This is a genomic window from Colwellia sp. NW0002-52-1 (assembly GCF_057550865.1).
In genome coordinates this window covers 1-16,626 of sequence record NZ_BAAJLU010000013.1, presented here as the reverse complement: position 1 = coordinate 16,626, position 16,626 = coordinate 1, and the positions used below count along the sequence as shown (strand labels likewise).

Sequence of the window (16,626 nt, the reverse complement as noted above, 5' to 3'; positions counted from 1 at the left end):
AGCACTTAACATGCTGGCTTTTTTATTATTGAACGTATCACCTTAGTTGCTTTTTACAACCAATCGACTTACTAGCCTAAAAGCGATGGCACTTAACGCTAGAGTGGCTACAATGGCAGCACCACTAGGTAAATCAAAGCTTGCTGAGAAGTACAAACCTAATATATAACCTAGTAAACCCACGGAATATGCCCAAAACAATACCCGCTTTACCTCAAGTTTATTAATCGCAAGTGCGGGTAATATCAAGCTACTAAAAACAAGATATACACCAACTAGCTCAACCGACAGTGTTATTACGATAGCGAATAATAAATAGAAAAATGCGCCGTCTAACACCTTAGGCTTCCATAGTATTACTGCAAGAATAGCGCTGTAAACAATCGAAGGTAATAATAACTGCTGCCAACTAACCCAAAGGATTTGGCCCGACATAAGCTGCTTAAGTAATTCGCCACCATGTGGGTCATTCGACAGCAACAACATTGCCGTTACGGCTGATAAAACATAAAAGCAACCTATCATAGCTTCTAATTCTTCTGCCATGTACTTGGCTAACAAAGCAATAATGCCTGCGCCAGCTAAAGCAAATAAACCAGGTACCCAAACATTTGCATAAGCAATTTCAGCAAGATCATGATCCATACGTACAACAATTGCCCCTAAAGCGGCAATTTGTGCTATCGCTAAGTCTATAAAGATAATGCCACGTCTTAAAACTTGTTTACCCAATACAACATGAGTTGAAAGCACTAAGATACCGGCAGCAAGTGCCGGTAATAATATGGTCAGTAGTTCATAATCCATAGAAAATACCTATCGTCTTCACGAGCTTTTCTGTGTGTTATTTATTTGAATTAATAAGTCTAACGCACTGTCATACAGGCTGAACAAATCTTGACTTTGCTCATTGCCACCTACAGATAAAGGTAGAACAGTAATGGGTAAGTTTGATTTTTCTGCTAGCCATTTTGCACCACGTTGATCTTGATAAGAGGCCAAAACAATAGCTGATATATCACCATTATTTGCTTGCTTTAATAAGCGAGCAAGATGACTACTCGTTGGTGGTAACCCTGGTTTAGGCTCTAAATCAGCAACAGACTCGATACCAGTGAAAGCAAATAAATAACGAAACGTTGAGTGATAAGCAATAACTTTCATGCCGTTCAACGGAGCCGATTTTTCCTGCCATTTTTTCATAGCTAACTGCCATCTCGCCGTAAAGCTTGATAACTGCTGCTGATACAAATCACTTTGCTTTGTATCTAGCTGAATTAACTTATCGGTAAGTGCCTTTGCAATATCAAGCATACGCTGTGGTGAAAAATGTAAATGTGGATTTCCAGCACGGTGAACATCACCCATACTGCGATCAACATTCGTCATTTTGTCTAGCGTTTCTGCATGATCAGCGGCAAAAAACAAACCTTCATCAGTATTTCGTACTTTAGAATTAGCTGCTTTCATTTGTAACATAGGCAACCAACCTACCTCTAGCTCTGCGCCAGCACAAATTACAAGATCAGCTTGGCGCATTTTAGCGATTAAGCTAGGACGTGCTTGTACAAGATGTGGATCTTGCATCGCCGTCGTTGCAGAATAAATTTTCGCAGAAGGGGCCAGTTCTTTTGCCAAGGCGGCATATTCTGGCTCACACGCAAAAATATTCATTTGTGCGAAAGCACTGTGGCTCAAAGTTAATAAAGCGCCACTCAAAAGTAATTTAAAATTGATGCGCATTATGTGCTCCTAGTGCCATTACATATTGTAAAGTTATTACGTTGTCATTATCAGCATTTTCAAAACCAGTATTACTTTGATGGCTAAATTCAACTCTCACTGTTGAGAAGTGACTATTGTGCCATGCCACGCTAAATTCAGTTTCTTTAAGCGTTTGTTTATCAAAATGTTCTTCATGTAATAATTGAGTATCAAGCTTGCCGTATCTTAATCCAGCAGACCAATTTGGCGAAAATTGATAAACACCACTAACATACCATGCTTGATGATAGTCGTTTCCACTACCTTCTTCATGGTGCTCTTCTTCTAAATGATCATCATCTAAATGATCTTCATCTAGTTCAGGCACCATAAAGTCGCTGACTCTAAAGTATTCAGCACTAAGTGTTAGATGTTGGTATTTATAGTTACCATTAGGCGCCCACTTATAAACAAAGTCGGCAACAAAGGTATTTTTACCTGTATAGGCTGCAGAGTGACTGTGACCATGCTCGTCATGTTCTTCATGCTCTTCATCGTGTTCATCATGCTCGTCGTGCTCGTCATGATCATCAGCAGTTAACAAACCATTTTCATTACGCAAATAACTTAGGCCAAATTGCCATGAGCTTTCAACGCCTATATCGCCACCAATTTTTGTAAACAAGGTATAAACACCTGTGCTATCAAACTCGCGTTCACCCGTCTCATCTTCTGCACGTAAACTATCTCCTGAAAATGCTTCAGCTCCCATAGTCCAATACAAATCTGTTGGCGCAATATAGCTTACTCTTAAGCCGTCATCGAAATAATGGTTACCTAAAAATGCACGGTAAGCACTTGGTCTGCTAGTAAATGAGTCAGTATGAAGGTGCTGATTATTTAAGTAACCAATATCAGATAAAAATCGACCCGCTCGTACACTGAAACCATTAGGTAATGCCATCGTCTGTATAAATGCTTCTTCTACATTAACTTCGCTTTCGCCATCGTGTGACTCAAAAACAGTTGTAAGCTTACCGTAGAACATATCATCGATGTTGGCACTAATTGCTAACTCAGTTTCGCCTATGCCAAAGCCTTTAGATCTTTCAGCCATTAGGCGATCTTCACTTTGATAATAACCATCTAAAATAGCACTAACATTAACGTCAGACACTGTAGGTGTTTCGGCGAACGAAAGTAATGGGAAAGCACCAGACATGATTAAAGCGGCTGTAATTTTGCTCGGAGAAATTGTAGTTAAACGGTTAGTAATATCTTTAGATACAGCACGTGAAGCCAGTTGAAATTTTTTCATTGGGAAACCTCTAAAATAAATTATATACGAATACATCAACCCACTTACTCTATTGGCAAGTTGGTTATGTTAAAAAAATTGTTAAATAATTAGCTTTAAAGATTTTTTGGCGGTGCGCGGCTTAGGTAATTAACCTGATGAACTAGAGTTAATATTGGTTGAGCAGTTTCGCTTGTTTCTACTTGTTGACTATTAAAGTCAAGATTGGCATCTTGCTGCGGTAGTACTTGATCGAATTGATGTTGATGAAAACACAACGTACAGTGTTTTTTAACACCATCATCTACGTGTTCAACACTATGTGCAGCAGCAGCCACAGACAATACTAACAATATGGCACTAAGCCAAATTGCGATAAATCGCCTATTAGTTACTGAAATGAACATTTGTGCTATCCAAGATATAAGTCAAAATCGGCATTAGTTTACGCGACTTGCCACTAAGCATGCAAGCCGCTGATATGTTGTTTAGCACATAAAAAAGCAATTACATCGTATTTATGGTGTTTATTCTTGAGTAGAAATTACTGCAATATATGCTAATAAATACAAAGGGGTTTATTTATTTTGTGCATTAATTAACTCATAAGCTGCTTGAATGTCTTGCGCTTTTTGTTTTGCTGTTTCCATCATTTCAGGTGGTAAGCCTTTTGCCACCAATTTATCAGGATGGTGCTGCGACATGAGTTTACGATAAGCTTTTTTAATGTCTGCCGCGCTGTCTTGCTCTGAAACACCAAGCACTTTATAAGCGTTTTCAAGCTGTTTGCCTGACTGGGCAAAACCTTGGTTTGTTCCGTGTTGCCCATGTTGATGAAAGTTAGCACCCGCGATAATCATCTCTAATAATTTATCTAATTCGTGTACTGAATACCCTAAGCCATGAGCAATTTGATGTAGCGCTTCTCGTTCATCTTGATCTAAATCTCCATCCGCAAATGCAACTTGAATTTGAATTTCTAAAAAAAGTAATAACAAATCTTGGCGATTCCCTACTACAGATCTTAGCTCGCTCAAACGTTCGCTAAGAGGAAACCCTGTGGTTTTTCCGTCTCTAAAGGCATCTTGAGCTTGCTGTCGCATTGCTCCCTTCAGCCCTAACTTATCCATATAAGCGGTAGCAAAGGCAATTTCATGCTGTGTTACTTGCCCATTAGCTTTGGCAATATAACCCATGACTGAAAAGCTGCTGTAAAAGAAAATAGCTTGACGATCAGCATCACTTTTAGCACCACCTAAAGAGTTGAAGTTTAGACCAACGCCTTTATCAAACCTATGGCCAAGCCATGCACCTAATAGTGCACCAAAAATATTTTTACTCAGCATTAAGCCAAATATAAAACCTAAAACTTTACCCCAAATTCGCATTGTAAAACTCAATCATTAATTTAATATAAAATGGTTAAATAGTGTTTAGCTTAGCTAAACGCTCCGGTGTGCCAACATCTGTCCAAGCGCTAGTTATTAAACTTGCTGAAATCTCACCTTGTTCAGCAGCCCCTCTTAACATCGGCGCTAATGGCTGAACACCTTGTTGTTCTTGCTGAAAAAATTGCTTTCTGTACAGGGCAATACCACTAAAAGTGTATGCTTCTTGACTATTATTTTTCGGATTAGCCAATATACCATTGGCCAATGTAAAGTCGCCATTAGGATTATGCTCTGGATTGTTAACCAAGAACAAATGGCCGTTAAACTCTTCAGCTAAAGTTGGTAACTGTTGGAGATTAACGTCACAATAAATATCACCATTAATCACCAAGAAAACATCTTTGTCATGCTCAGCTAACATAGGTAGTGCTTTTATAATGCCACCAGCCGTTTCAAGTGCAACAGGCTCTTCGCTATAACTTATATTGGCCGAGAACTGCTCGCCACTACCAAGGTAGTCAACAATTTTCTGACCAAGCCAAGCATGGTTAATTACAATATCTTTAATACCGGCCGCAACCAAATTTTTAATATGATGTTCTATTAACGGCACACCTTTAACTGTTAATAACGGTTTAGGGCAGCTATCGGTTAGTGGACGCATTCGTTCACCACGCCCTGCTGCTAATATCATAGCTTTCATGAATAAAAATCCAAAATTTTATTAAAAAATAGCAAGATGCCGTTATTTTGTTAGTGCCGGTATTACCCGCTTACTCACCAACTCATGCAAAAAACTGAGTTTATCATATTGCGCGCTCACATCTTGTATGTAGCTCAAAGTAAGTGGAATATCAGCTAAGTACCCTGCTTTATTATCTCGGTGGTACAAGCGCGCAAAAATGCCACTGGCTTTGATATGGCGTTGCAATCCGGTTAAATCAAACCAATATTGCCATTTTTCTTTCGTAATTGTCTCACTAGGGAAATAATTTTGTACTTGCAATCGGTAGTGTTCAATTAAGGGGGCGATTAGTTTATTCGGCCAACGTACGTAACAATCTCTTAATAATGACACTAAATCATAGATAACCGGCCCATTAACCGCGTCTTGAAAATCAATAATGCCCAGCTCACCATTCTTAAGCTGCATAATATTGCGACTATGATAATCACGGTGCATAAATGTTTTAGGCTGTTCAACAATGGCTGAAACTAATTCATCAAAACAACACTTCAACGCTGCTTTTTCATCGGCAGTTAAATATATCCCTAAATGCTTTTCGAGTAGCCATTCATTAAATATATCTAATTCTGTAAAGATAAATTTTTCATCATATAAGGGTAAATTTTCAACCGATGCTGTTGCACAGGTTAGCATTTTATTCAATTCAACTATCGCTTTAGCATAATATTGATTCATATTAGCCTGGGATAAATTATCTGCTAATACTAGATCACCAAAATCACTCAAACACAGAAAACCTAACTTAAGATCAGCATAAATAATTGTAGGCACATTAACACCAACATCTTGCAATATTTGTTGAACGGTTAAAAATGCTTGGTTATTTGATAATGCTACAGGTGCATCAACGGCAATATAACTTTCGTTATGGTATGTAAAGCGAAAATAACGTCGAAAGCCGGCATCACCTGTCAATGGCAGCAAGTCTATTTTTTGCGTTGAAAATTTACTTTCAAGCCAATGCGTTAACGCTGTAGTTCTTAAATTACTCAATAGAAAAATCTCTAAAAAATGATAGTGCCAATATAACTAATTCGCAGGCTAATGAAAATTGCTATATTATTATTGCCTTTAGCGTTAAAATGCTGAATTGAAACTAAGCTATGTATTTTTCAAGTAAATTATCCGGATAATAAATGCGTTTTACCTTAAATAAAATCCCTTTTTTTTGTCTCATCTCGTTTTCCTTCGATAGTAAAGCGCAAGATTCGGAAATAAATACAAACATTGCTAGTCAGTGCCCAATTCCATTTTACGCGAATATTGCTGATACCACAGGTAAGCAATCAAACGACAGTTTTACTATTTTATCTTCAACGTCAAATATTAAAAAAGGTGAATATGCAACATTTACCGGTGGCGTTACTTTACTGAACCAAGATAGATCAATAGTTGCAGATGAATTGTCAGTAAATAGAAGTACATCAAGCGTTAACGCAAATGGTGATATTCATTTTCAAAACAAAGGCATAGATATTTTTGCCGAAACATTGAACATAAACCAATTAAAAAAATCTACCGCGTTAACCTCAACTTCTTATCAGTTAAATGGCTCTCCTGGTCACGGACATGCTAAAGAGATAACTATTGATGGTAAGGGTAAAACAATGAGTTTTGTCGACTCAAGTTTTACTACTTGTTATGACCCCGTGCCTGATTGGCAAATGCGTGCCAGTGAAATTACTATTTCTTCCGATAAAAAATCATTAGAAGCATACAACGCTCGCTTTAGTCTTTTTGATGTGCCTGTTTTTTATTTACCTTACTTAACTATGCCTATTGGTGAAGATCGCCAGTCAGGTTTGCTCTACCCTAAAATCAGTACTTCGAACAGCTCAGGCTTAGAAGTTGAAATTCCTTATTATGTCAACATCGCAGAAAACATGGACGCCACCATTACACCGCGCTACATGTCTGAGAGAGGAACGCAATTAATTACTGAATTTAGATATTTAGAAGGCTTACAATCAGGCCAAATTGATATTGAATATCTTAATAAAGATAGCAAACTAAACAATAACGATGATTCACGTTACCTAGCCCGAATTCAACACATTGGAACTTTTTCAGAAAGGTTTAGAGCCCATGTTGATTACACCACCATAAGTGATGATAACTACCTGGTTGATTTAGGCAGTAGCCAATTTAACGCTAATGATGCATACCTATATCAAATAGGTGAATTGGCTTATTTCGCTGATAACTGGCAAACAACCATAAAAATGCAAGATTTCGAGTTATTAGGTAACCATCAACTGAGTTATAAAACATTGCCCCAAATAGAAGCCAGTCGCCAACAAACATTTGATGACTTTGGTGGTATTTTTGATCTTTATGGTGAGTTTTCAAGTTTTGACAGCTCAGATCCAACCAAACCTACCGCGCAGAGATACCATGCTGAAGCGGGTTTACTTTACCCTATTGTTACACCGGCATGGTTTCTAAATTCAGAACTCAAAGTACTACAAACAAATTACAACCAAAAGAATATTGCTACCGATAGCTTATTAGACAAAAATGTTAGCCGAACGTTACCGAAAGTTAGGCTGCACGGTGGTGTTAATTTCGACCGTAAAATAGCTTTATTTAACAGTGAGTATAACCAAACACTTGAACCACAGTTGCAGTACCTTTATATACCAGAAAAAGATCAAAGCAACATTGGCATATACGATACCACTACGTTACAAGATGACTACAGCGGGTTATTTCGTGATCGACGCTTTAGCGGAATCGACCGAATAGCTCAAGCCAATCAGGTTTCTTGGGGTATAACAAGTCGACTACTCACTGCTGAAAACAATGAAGTGTTGCGCTTTAGCTTAGGGCGTATTGTTTATTTCAATGAAAGTAACTTTGACCAATCTGAGCAAGACTCTTTAGTTGATAAATCAGCATTAGCCGCCGATGTTTTTATAAATTTAAGTCGCAATTGGCAATTTAGTTCTGACATTCAATACAACACCGATTTAGGCGTTACCAATAAAAGTCAAACCACATTAGATTATTTATTTGATAATAATCAAACAATTCAATTGAACCATCGCTACGCTCGTGATGTCTCAGGAGAGTCGTTAGAACAAATGTCGTTGGCAACGAATGTAAAAATAGCCCAGCGCTGGCAACTTGTTGGTCGGTTTACACAAGATTTACAAGGCAAGCGCAGTATAGAAAGCTATGCAGGTCTTGAGTATAGTAGTTGTTGTTGGGGAATTCGTTTTACCTATCATCGCAACATAAACTCTAAAATTGACGACGGTCTTAACATAAATGAAAACCGCGATGCATTTGATAGCAGTTTTAATATTCAATTTGTATATAATGGCATAAATAGCACTAAATCTTCCGACAGTGTTGGAGATATGTTTAATTCAAGTATATTCGGCTATAAACGCCCTTACTTCCTCAATAACTAATTAAAAAGAAATTTACGTTACATGAAAAATTCATTTAAATTAATACTTCTTAGCTCAATGTTTATTTTAAGCGCGCCTAAGCAAAGTTTAGCTGCAGAAGTTGAGCTAGACCGAGTAGCTGCAGTGGTTAATAGTGGTGTAGTGCTAGAGTCTGAAGTTAAAGATCTTATTAACTCCATTACTTTGCAAGCGAAGAAAAATAACCAAACCTTACCGTCTGATCGCGCATTGCGCATTCAAGTCATGGATAAGTTGATTAACGATGCGATTATCGCTCAACTGGGCGAACGCATGGGTGTTCAAGTAAGCGATGCCCAACTTGATGAAACCTTAGCTAATTTAGCAAGAGAAAATAATCAATCGCTTGAATCATTCCGCCAAGCACTTGTAGCAGATGGCTTAGTTTACGAAAAATATCGTGAAAGTGTTCGAAATGAGCTAATTTCAGGTGAAGTAAGACGCGCAAGTTTACGTCGTCGCATTTATATCTCTCCGCAAGAAATTACCAATTTAATGGCTGTAATGAAAGAGCAAACGAGCGCTGATGTTGAATATCGCCTAGGGCATATTTTAATTGAATTTCCTAACAACCCTAAACAAGCAGATATTAGTGCTGCCAAAGTGCGTGCAGAAACTGTATTAGAGTTATTAGAAAACGGTAGCGACTTTACCAATATAGCCATGACATCGTCAGGTGGTTCTAACGCGCTTGAAGGTGGTGACTTAGGCTGGAAAACGATTAATGAAATGCCAACACTGTTTTCTGAAATCGTTGCAGGTCAAGAAAAAGGCAGTGTATTTGGTCCAATACGTACCGGCTTAGGCTTTAGTATTGTTAAATTAGTCGATGTTCGTGGTCGTCAAGTTGTCGAAATTGAAGAAGTTAAAGCTAGCCATATATTAATTAAGCCTTCAATTATACTTAGCGAAGCTAAAGCTGAAGCTTTATTACAAAGCTTTGTTGATCAACTAAACGCTGGCGAAGCTGATTTTGCTGAACTTGCTAAAAAACACTCTGAAGGCCCTACTTCTGTTCGTGGTGGTGATTTAGGTTGGTCAGAGCCTAGCAAATATGACCCCGCATTTTCTGAAGCACTGGCCAGTTTAGATATTGATGAAGTACATAAGCCGTTTCGTTCATCATTTGGTTGGCATATTGCTAAATTAACGGGTCGTAGAACGTTAGATGCAACAGAGCAAATGAATGAAAACCGTGTTTACCAACTGCTTTATAATCGCAAGTTTGGTATGGAAGGTGCGCGTTGGATTAAAGAACTACGCGATGAAGCCTATATAGAAATTATAGAAACAGGTAAAAAGTAGTGTTAAAAAGAATTGCAATAACGCCAGGTGAACCTGCAGGCATTGGCCCAGACCTGATGATAAAAGTGGCACAGCAAGATTGGCCAATACAAATGGTTGCGGTTGCATCACCTGAACTATTAATTGCAAGGGCAAAGCTGTTAAATTTGCCCCTTACTATTAAAAAATACAACGTCAATGACGAAGTAACCCCGCATAAAGCTGGAACACTGGTTGTATTACCCGTGCCATTAGAAGATGTTTGCGAAGCTGGTGTAGCAAACCCTAATAATGGCCGCTATGTTGTAGAAACTTTACGTATTGCAAGTGAAAAAAATATTTCAGGTGAATTCGACGCTGTCGTTACTGGCCCCGTTCATAAAGGCTTAATTAATCAAGCGGGCATTGCCTTTAGTGGTCATACAGAATATTTTGCCCATGAAGCTAATTGTTCTGACGTTGTTATGATGCTAGCAACAGAAGGTTTAAGAGTCGCGTTGGTGACTACGCATATTCCTTTAGCTTATGTATCTAAAGCAATTACCCACGAACGACTGCAGAAAGTAGCCCGAATATTACATAAAGATTTAATCAAAAAGTTTGGCATAGCCGATCCTAAAATTTATGTTTGTGGTATTAATCCACATGCGGGTGAAGACGGCCACCTTGGACGTGAAGAAATAGATGTAATGATCCCAGCTTTAGAAGAATTACGTGCAGAAGGCATGAATCTTATTGGGCCTTTACCTGCTGACACTATTTTCCAAGAAAAATATTTAAATAACGCCGATGCAATTTTAACCATGTTTCATGATCAAGGTTTACCGGTACTTAAATACAAAGGTTTTGGCGCTTCGGTAAACATTACCCTTGGCCTACCATTTATTAGAACATCAGTAGATCATGGTACAGCTTTCGATTTAGCCGGCACAGACCAAGCAGATGCAGGTAGTTTTTACGAAGCGTTAAATACTGCAATTTCATTGGCGAATAATCACGAAAAAGATGCATTAGAGCAAAATACACTATGAGCAAAAACTCCCATTTAGGTCATCAAGCAAAAAAGCGCTTCGGACAAAACTTTTTACATAATGATGCAATTATTAGCGACATTGTTGATGCTATAAACCCTGAGCCGGGTGAAAACTTAGTTGAAATAGGTCCTGGTTTAGGCGCACTTACCGAGCCTGTTATTGAGCGAGCTGGTCACCTTAATGTTGTTGAATTAGATAGAGATCTCGCCCATAGACTTCGTCATCATCCTTTTTTAGCTTCAAAGCTAACTATTCATGAAGAAGATGCGCTAAAGTTCGATTTTTCTCAATTAGCGAGTAGTGACAAGCCATTACGTATTTTTGGTAACTTGCCATACAATATTTCTACACCTTTAATCTTTCACTTGCTTACTTTTAAAGACAAAGTAAAAGACATGCACTTTATGCTGCAAAAAGAAGTGGTAGAGCGTATGGCGTCAGGTGAAAACAGCAAAGCGTTCGGGCGTTTATCGATTATGACTCAATATCAGTGCCAAGTGATCCCAGTAATGGAGATAGGCCCTGAAGCATTTAAACCTGCGCCAAAGGTTGATTCAGCTATCGTGCGTTTAATACCGCATAAAACCATCAAAAACCCAGTTAAAGATATTAATTCACTTAACAAAGTTTGTTTGGCTGCCTTTAATCAACGCAGAAAAACTATTCGTAACAGTTTCAAAAAATTAATTTCTGCTGAACAGTTAACTGAATTAGGCATAGACCCTGGACTACGCCCTGAAAACTTAGCATTAGCTGATTTTGTAATGCTTGCAAACTTCGTTACTGACAACCCAGTAGATTTAGAAAATGCGTAATACAAAAGTAGCTAATTCAACTGATATTGACGTAGATGTTGTTACCAAGTTTATTGCACAGCAGTCTATCGAAGCAGATCAACAATTTGTTTTTAGCTATACCATCACGGTGAAAAACAATAGTGCGGAAACCGTGCAGTTGCTTAGTCGATATTGGCTAATTTCTGATGCAAATGGTGAAACTAACACAGTTGCAGGTGAAGGTGTAATTGGTCAACAACCTTATATTAAGTCTGGCGAAAGCTTTACCTACTCGAGTGGCTGCGTACTGAAGTCTCCTTTAGGCAATATGCAAGGACACTATCAAATGCAAACCCATTCAGCTGAACTCATCCAAGTTGACATACCACCATTTCGATTGGCAAAACCCAATATACTGAACTAGTGAGCTACAATGGCTATTTATTTCGTCGGTGACATTCAAGGCTGCTTTAGCGAACTAAATGCATTACTCACTCAGGTTGGATTCTCCAATAATAGCGACCAACTCTACATCGCGGGTGATCTTGTTGCCCGCGGTCCAAACTCTCTTGAAACATTACGTTTTATTAAGTCGCTAGGTGATAATGCTAAAGTAGTTTTAGGTAACCACGACTTACATTTACTTGCAGTTTATCAGGGGATTAAAAAAATAAAAAAGCAAGATTTATTAGCAAGCCTGCTATCTGCTTCAGATGCTCCAGCATTAATGCAGTGGCTAATTCAACAACCACTGATTCAAAAACTTCCTAATGAAGAAACTTACATGAGTCATGCTGGAATATCACCACAATGGACACCCACCATTGCACTCAAACAAGCAAAAATAGCACATCAACACTTAACTTCTTCAGCAAGTACCGCTTGGCTAAATAACATGTATGGTGAACAACCATCGAATTGGCTGCAAGCAGAAGATGAGCTAGGACAATTTAGATTTACCATTAACTCTCTTACACGTATGCGTTATTGTAACGCCGACGGTAGTTTAGACTTTAATTGCAAGGAAGCTCCTGCTGACGCGCCGAAAGAATTAACACCTTGGTTTAAGTTTAAACACCTTAGCGACAAAACAAATTGGGTATTTGGTCATTGGGCGGCGTTAATGGGCCAATGCAGTGCTAAAAACCTCTATGCGCTTGATACTGGCTGTGTTTGGGGGCAACACATGACAATGATCAGATGGCATGATAAAAAAATATTTACTGAGCAATCACATAAAAGTTAAATATAAAGCATACCATTAGTTTAAAATGTAATTTAGCTTGTTATACTAACCTGAATACTTAACCTACATTCCTTTGTAGTCTAATAATAATTAACGCTCAAACACACTTCCATTTTCGAATTATAGTGCGAGCAAATAATGACTTAATATATATCTTGGTGGGCTCTATGAAATTAACCGTAGCAATGAAAATAATTGGTGGTTTTACCATTATTTCAGTTTTACTCATTCTAACTAGTGTAATATCTTGGAATAGTTTAAATACTATTAGTGATGCCACAAAGCAACAAGATCAACTTGCTATACCCACTTTAAAAGAAAGCAATATATTAGCTAAAAATCTCACCAATATTGGTAATCTTACATTACGTGCGTATTATCAGACCTCATTAGAACCACTTGCAGTAAATCAAAAAGCTTTTAATGAAGAAACTATCGATTTTAGAGAACATTTAGATAAGCTTAAAAACATAGTACAGAACGAACCTACTCTTCTGAGCAATTTACATAAAATTGATCCCATTTATAATAAATTAGACAAAGAAATAAAAAGTGTCCTCAATAATAGAAAGTTCTCGATTGAACAGTATATTACACTGACTGAAAAAATAGATGCTATTGAAGAAAGTGCTGATGATACCGCAACTATTTTATTAGATCTTGGTGATCACGACCTAGCTTCTACTAAGTTACAACGTGCTGTTAGTTTAGCTGAACGTTTAGAAATGCTGCTAAATAGCATTGTGAGCTCATCTTTTGAGTATCGTGAAATTAAAGATCAGCAGTCTGCTACCTTAGTAACTCATGAGGTAGAAAACACCTTCAAAGACATTGAAAAATCAGTCATAGATGTAGTCAGTGAACTAAAACTGCAAGGAACTCCAAATATTGCAGATGACCTAACCGATAGTTTTTCAACACTTCAAGCTTACATTAGTGGTAGTAAAAACATTTTCACAAACAAAAACAACCAACTCTCTGCAATTTCGGCCGCCACTACAAGTTTAAAATTAGCTGAAGATGGCATTTATAGTGCAAACGAAATATTAGATAAGCAAGTTGAATTAGCAAATAAAACAACAATAACAGCAAGTGCATTAATTGAAAAATCAGTATCTGCTGGTACCCGCAATACGTCCATAATCACTTTTATTTCGATTGCTTTAGCCATCATTATTGCCTGGGTAACGTTAACCAGCATTACTCGTCCGCTAAGACGCGTAAATGAAATGCTTCATGTTGTAGCATCGGGTGATTTGTCACGTAAATTAGATGAAAGTGGCAATGACGAATTCGCTCAACTTTCTCACAATTGTAACTTATTGATTGAAAGCCTACGTACGCTAATTCAAAGTATTGTTAGTCGTTCAACTCAGCTAGCAACAGCAGCAGAACAAACTTCTGCCGTAACTGCGCAAAGTACAACAGCAATAGAAGAGCAGCGTATTCAAGTAGAACAAGCAGCATCGGCAACAACAGAAATGAGCAGTACCGCACAAAGTGTTTTATCAAGTGCAAATGATGCGCTTGGTGAAATTAAGCAAGCTGATGACGAAGCTGAGCGTGTTAAGGTGATTTCTGGTCGCAATCGACAAACCATTGAATTGTTAGCTAACGAAGTTGAGTCGGCTTCACAAGTTATTAATAAATTACAGCAAGATAGCGCGTCTATTGGGAGTATTCTTGATGTTATTAGGGGTATTGCAGAGCAAACTAATTTATTAGCACTAAATGCGGCTATTGAAGCGGCTCGTGCTGGTGAGCAAGGTCGTGGTTTTGCCGTTGTTGCTGATGAAGTAAGAACACTAGCAAGTAGAACGCAAGAATCTACTCAAGAGATTCAAAACATGATTGAAGTATTACAAGGCGGTGCAGAGAAAGCAGTGTCTGTAATGGAAACAGGTAAAAAGCAGGCGACTAACTGTGTAGAACAAAGTGTTCAAGCCGAACAAGCACTTGATACTATCACCCATGCCGTGCATGAGGCGTTTGATCGCAGCTCTCAAATTGCTACAGCGGCAGAGGAGCAAAGTGTTGTTGCCCATGAAATTAGTGAAAACTTAGAGTCTATTGTAGCAATTGCAGAACAAACGACAGCAGGTTCAAAACAAACAGCTGAGTCGAGCAGTGAAGTTGCGCGTTTAGCTGAAGAGTTACAACATTCAGTGCAAGAATTTAAAATTTAAATTATATTTTTCAAATAACTAAATAAAAAAAGAGTGCTAAGCGCTCTTTTTTTATAACGATAAAAATTAGCCCGTGCAGCGCGTGTTATACCAATTGATTTAATGAATCGATCAATTTTAAACGAGGATAAATTTTCAGTAGCAAGGTGTTTGATTGATTCTTACATGGATAATGGCAAGTCATTAGCGCAATACAGGAGCATATTATCGAATAATAGCGGGCGTGTGTGATTGAAAACAACGCAGTTATTGACGATTTAAACCGCCTTAAAATGATCGATTATTTATTTCAATTGATATTATAGTTAGATCAATTTATTAACTGCTCTATTTCTGTATGAACAAAATGAGTAAAAAATTAACTTATTTGTTTATTTAGTATTAGCCGACACTTTTTCATAAACTGCAAAATCCAGCTGATATTTATTTTTTTCATCGCTAGGTCGAATTTCACTCGCTACTTTTTTCCAAACAGCTAAGTCATATTCAGGAAAGTATGTATCGCCATCAACGTTAGCATTAATATGCGTAATATATAATCGCTGTGCTGCTGCTAAGCAATGCTGATATATTGCACCGCCACCAATAACCATCACCTCTTCAAAGTCATTAACTAACGCTAACGCCGCTTCTACAGAGTTGACAACTTCAACCCCAGCAAAGTTAAAATTACTGTCTCGTGAAATCACAATATTTTTACGTCCTGGTAATGCTCGACCAATCGACTGAAAGGTTTTACGCCCCATAATAATGGGTTTACCAAATGTAGTTTTTTTAAAGTAGGCTAAATCTGCCGGCAAGTGCCAAGGCATATCATTATTCTTACCAATAACACGGTCATTGGCATGCGCTACTATCATAGAAAGTATGGTCATATTGTTTGTCTAATTCTCAACACACTAAATTTTTCGATATTATACGTTATTAAAGAAAACAACAAAAATGCAATCTTGTGGTTTACGCTTCTTCTTTCAAACGAAAAGAATTATGGTTTTCGACGATGCCTATTAGCTCAACACGTATATAGAAGTATTCACTTGTTTTAAGAAATGGCTTTTCAGCCGCAATGGCTGAGGTTCAACATGCCATTTTAAAGATCTCTTGTGCTTAGCTGCAAGTTAGCAATTTGATACCCCCTACTTCCGCTTTATGCTCAAAGTTGCCGTTGGTGATTTAAAAGCTAAAGGCTTAAAAGGGCCTAAAGCAGACATTGATGCTACATCTTCCTATTCGTAATTTAGTTTAATAACTAAGTATTTAAATGCAGTTGTAACTTGTTTCCACCCAAGTCATGAAATGAGGCAACTTGCCTCATTTCGTCTATTAGTGAAATTTTTGTTTTTATCTGTAGGTAATAAGTGGTGTTGGCTGCAAAGATTTGTTATTAATATATAAAATAAATAAGGTGGAAACTTTTTTGCTGTAAAAGAGGCAAGTTGCCTCCTATTAAATTGTTCTGATGGAGTTGGAAAAGCTCCTAGAGAGTAAGTATAGTTCATATAAGACCATGTATGTATATTTATACA

The 16,626-nt window shown here is 37.8% G+C and carries 15 protein-coding genes; 7 read left to right on the top strand and 8 right to left on the bottom strand.

The annotated features are described in order from the left end of the window. Positions 1–42 precede the first annotated feature (42 nt). The 7 genes from AC27H3_RS12870 to AC27H3_RS12840 form a co-directional block, all read right to left on the bottom strand. Positions 43–807, bottom strand: a complete 765-nt coding sequence (locus tag AC27H3_RS12870) for a metal ABC transporter permease (protein ID WP_487106778.1) — start codon at positions 805–807, stop codon at positions 43–45. A gap of 18 nt (positions 808–825) precedes the next feature. Further along, positions 826–1,743 carry a metal ABC transporter solute-binding protein, Zn/Mn family gene (locus tag AC27H3_RS12865; protein ID WP_487106776.1) on the bottom strand — a complete coding sequence of 306 codons (918 nt, stop codon included), beginning with the start codon at positions 1,741–1,743 and terminating at the stop codon, positions 826–828. Beyond that, on the bottom strand, positions 1,727–3,022 hold the full coding sequence (locus tag AC27H3_RS12860) for a hypothetical protein (protein WP_487106775.1): 1,296 nt from the start codon (positions 3,020–3,022) through the stop codon (positions 1,727–1,729). The genes AC27H3_RS12865 and AC27H3_RS12860 overlap by 17 nt, the downstream gene beginning before the upstream one ends. 95 nt (positions 3,023–3,117) lie before the next feature. Continuing rightward, a complete protein-coding gene (locus AC27H3_RS12855) occupies positions 3,118–3,408 on the bottom strand; it encodes a DUF2607 family protein (RefSeq protein WP_085301595.1) in 291 nt (96 codons plus the stop codon). Positions 3,409–3,579: 171 nt separating this feature from the next. Beyond that, complete coding sequence (gene djlA, locus AC27H3_RS12850) at positions 3,580–4,389, bottom strand: co-chaperone DjlA (RefSeq protein ID WP_487106773.1); 810 nt, start codon at positions 4,387–4,389, stop codon at positions 3,580–3,582. A 34-nt stretch (positions 4,390–4,423) separates the two neighbouring features. Further along, positions 4,424–5,095 carry an N-acetylmuramate alpha-1-phosphate uridylyltransferase MurU gene (murU, locus tag AC27H3_RS12845; RefSeq protein WP_487106772.1) on the bottom strand — a complete coding sequence of 224 codons (672 nt, stop codon included), beginning with the start codon at positions 5,093–5,095 and terminating at the stop codon, positions 4,424–4,426. 42 nt (positions 5,096–5,137) lie between these two features. Next, positions 5,138–6,133 carry an aminoglycoside phosphotransferase family protein gene (locus AC27H3_RS12840; RefSeq protein ID WP_487106770.1) on the bottom strand — a complete coding sequence of 332 codons (996 nt, stop codon included), beginning with the start codon at positions 6,131–6,133 and terminating at the stop codon, positions 5,138–5,140. Positions 6,134–6,276: 143 nt separating this feature from the next. Here AC27H3_RS12840 and AC27H3_RS12835 point away from each other — a divergent pair, with 143 nt between their 5' ends. From AC27H3_RS12835 to AC27H3_RS12805, 7 genes are all read left to right on the top strand, one after another. Further along, positions 6,277–8,556: an LPS-assembly protein LptD gene (locus AC27H3_RS12835; RefSeq protein WP_487106769.1), complete on the top strand. Its 2,280-nt coding sequence runs from the start codon at positions 6,277–6,279 to the stop codon at positions 8,554–8,556. A 21-nt stretch (positions 8,557–8,577) separates the two neighbouring features. Next, the gene (surA, locus tag AC27H3_RS12830) at positions 8,578–9,879 is read left to right on the top strand and encodes a peptidylprolyl isomerase SurA (RefSeq protein ID WP_487106767.1); all 1,302 of its coding nucleotides are present in this window, start codon (positions 8,578–8,580) and stop codon (positions 9,877–9,879) included. Then, positions 9,879–10,889, top strand: coding sequence for a 4-hydroxythreonine-4-phosphate dehydrogenase PdxA (gene pdxA / locus AC27H3_RS12825; RefSeq protein ID WP_487106766.1), 1,011 nt, complete (start codon positions 9,879–9,881; stop codon positions 10,887–10,889). The genes surA and pdxA overlap by 1 nt, the downstream gene beginning before the upstream one ends. Beyond that, positions 10,886–11,707 carry a 16S rRNA (adenine(1518)-N(6)/adenine(1519)-N(6))-dimethyltransferase RsmA gene (gene rsmA / locus AC27H3_RS12820; RefSeq protein WP_085301588.1) on the top strand — a complete coding sequence of 274 codons (822 nt, stop codon included), beginning with the start codon at positions 10,886–10,888 and terminating at the stop codon, positions 11,705–11,707. Before pdxA ends, rsmA begins: the two co-directional genes overlap by 4 nt. Next, entirely contained in the window at positions 11,700–12,092 is a 393-nt protein-coding gene (apaG, locus tag AC27H3_RS12815; RefSeq protein WP_487106764.1) for a Co2+/Mg2+ efflux protein ApaG, read from the top strand. The genes rsmA and apaG overlap by 8 nt, the downstream gene beginning before the upstream one ends. A gap of 9 nt (positions 12,093–12,101) precedes the next feature. Beyond that, on the top strand, positions 12,102–12,914 hold the full coding sequence (locus tag AC27H3_RS12810) for a symmetrical bis(5'-nucleosyl)-tetraphosphatase (protein ID WP_487106762.1): 813 nt from the start codon (positions 12,102–12,104) through the stop codon (positions 12,912–12,914). A gap of 167 nt (positions 12,915–13,081) precedes the next feature. Continuing rightward, positions 13,082–15,100 carry a methyl-accepting chemotaxis protein gene (locus AC27H3_RS12805; protein ID WP_487106760.1) on the top strand — a complete coding sequence of 673 codons (2,019 nt, stop codon included), beginning with the start codon at positions 13,082–13,084 and terminating at the stop codon, positions 15,098–15,100. Between the two features lie 371 nt (positions 15,101–15,471). On the opposite strand, the gene folA is transcribed toward AC27H3_RS12805, so the two are convergent. After that, positions 15,472–15,975: a type 3 dihydrofolate reductase gene (gene folA / locus AC27H3_RS12800; RefSeq protein ID WP_487106758.1), complete on the bottom strand. Its 504-nt coding sequence runs from the start codon at positions 15,973–15,975 to the stop codon at positions 15,472–15,474. Positions 15,976–16,626: the final 651 nt, after the last annotated feature.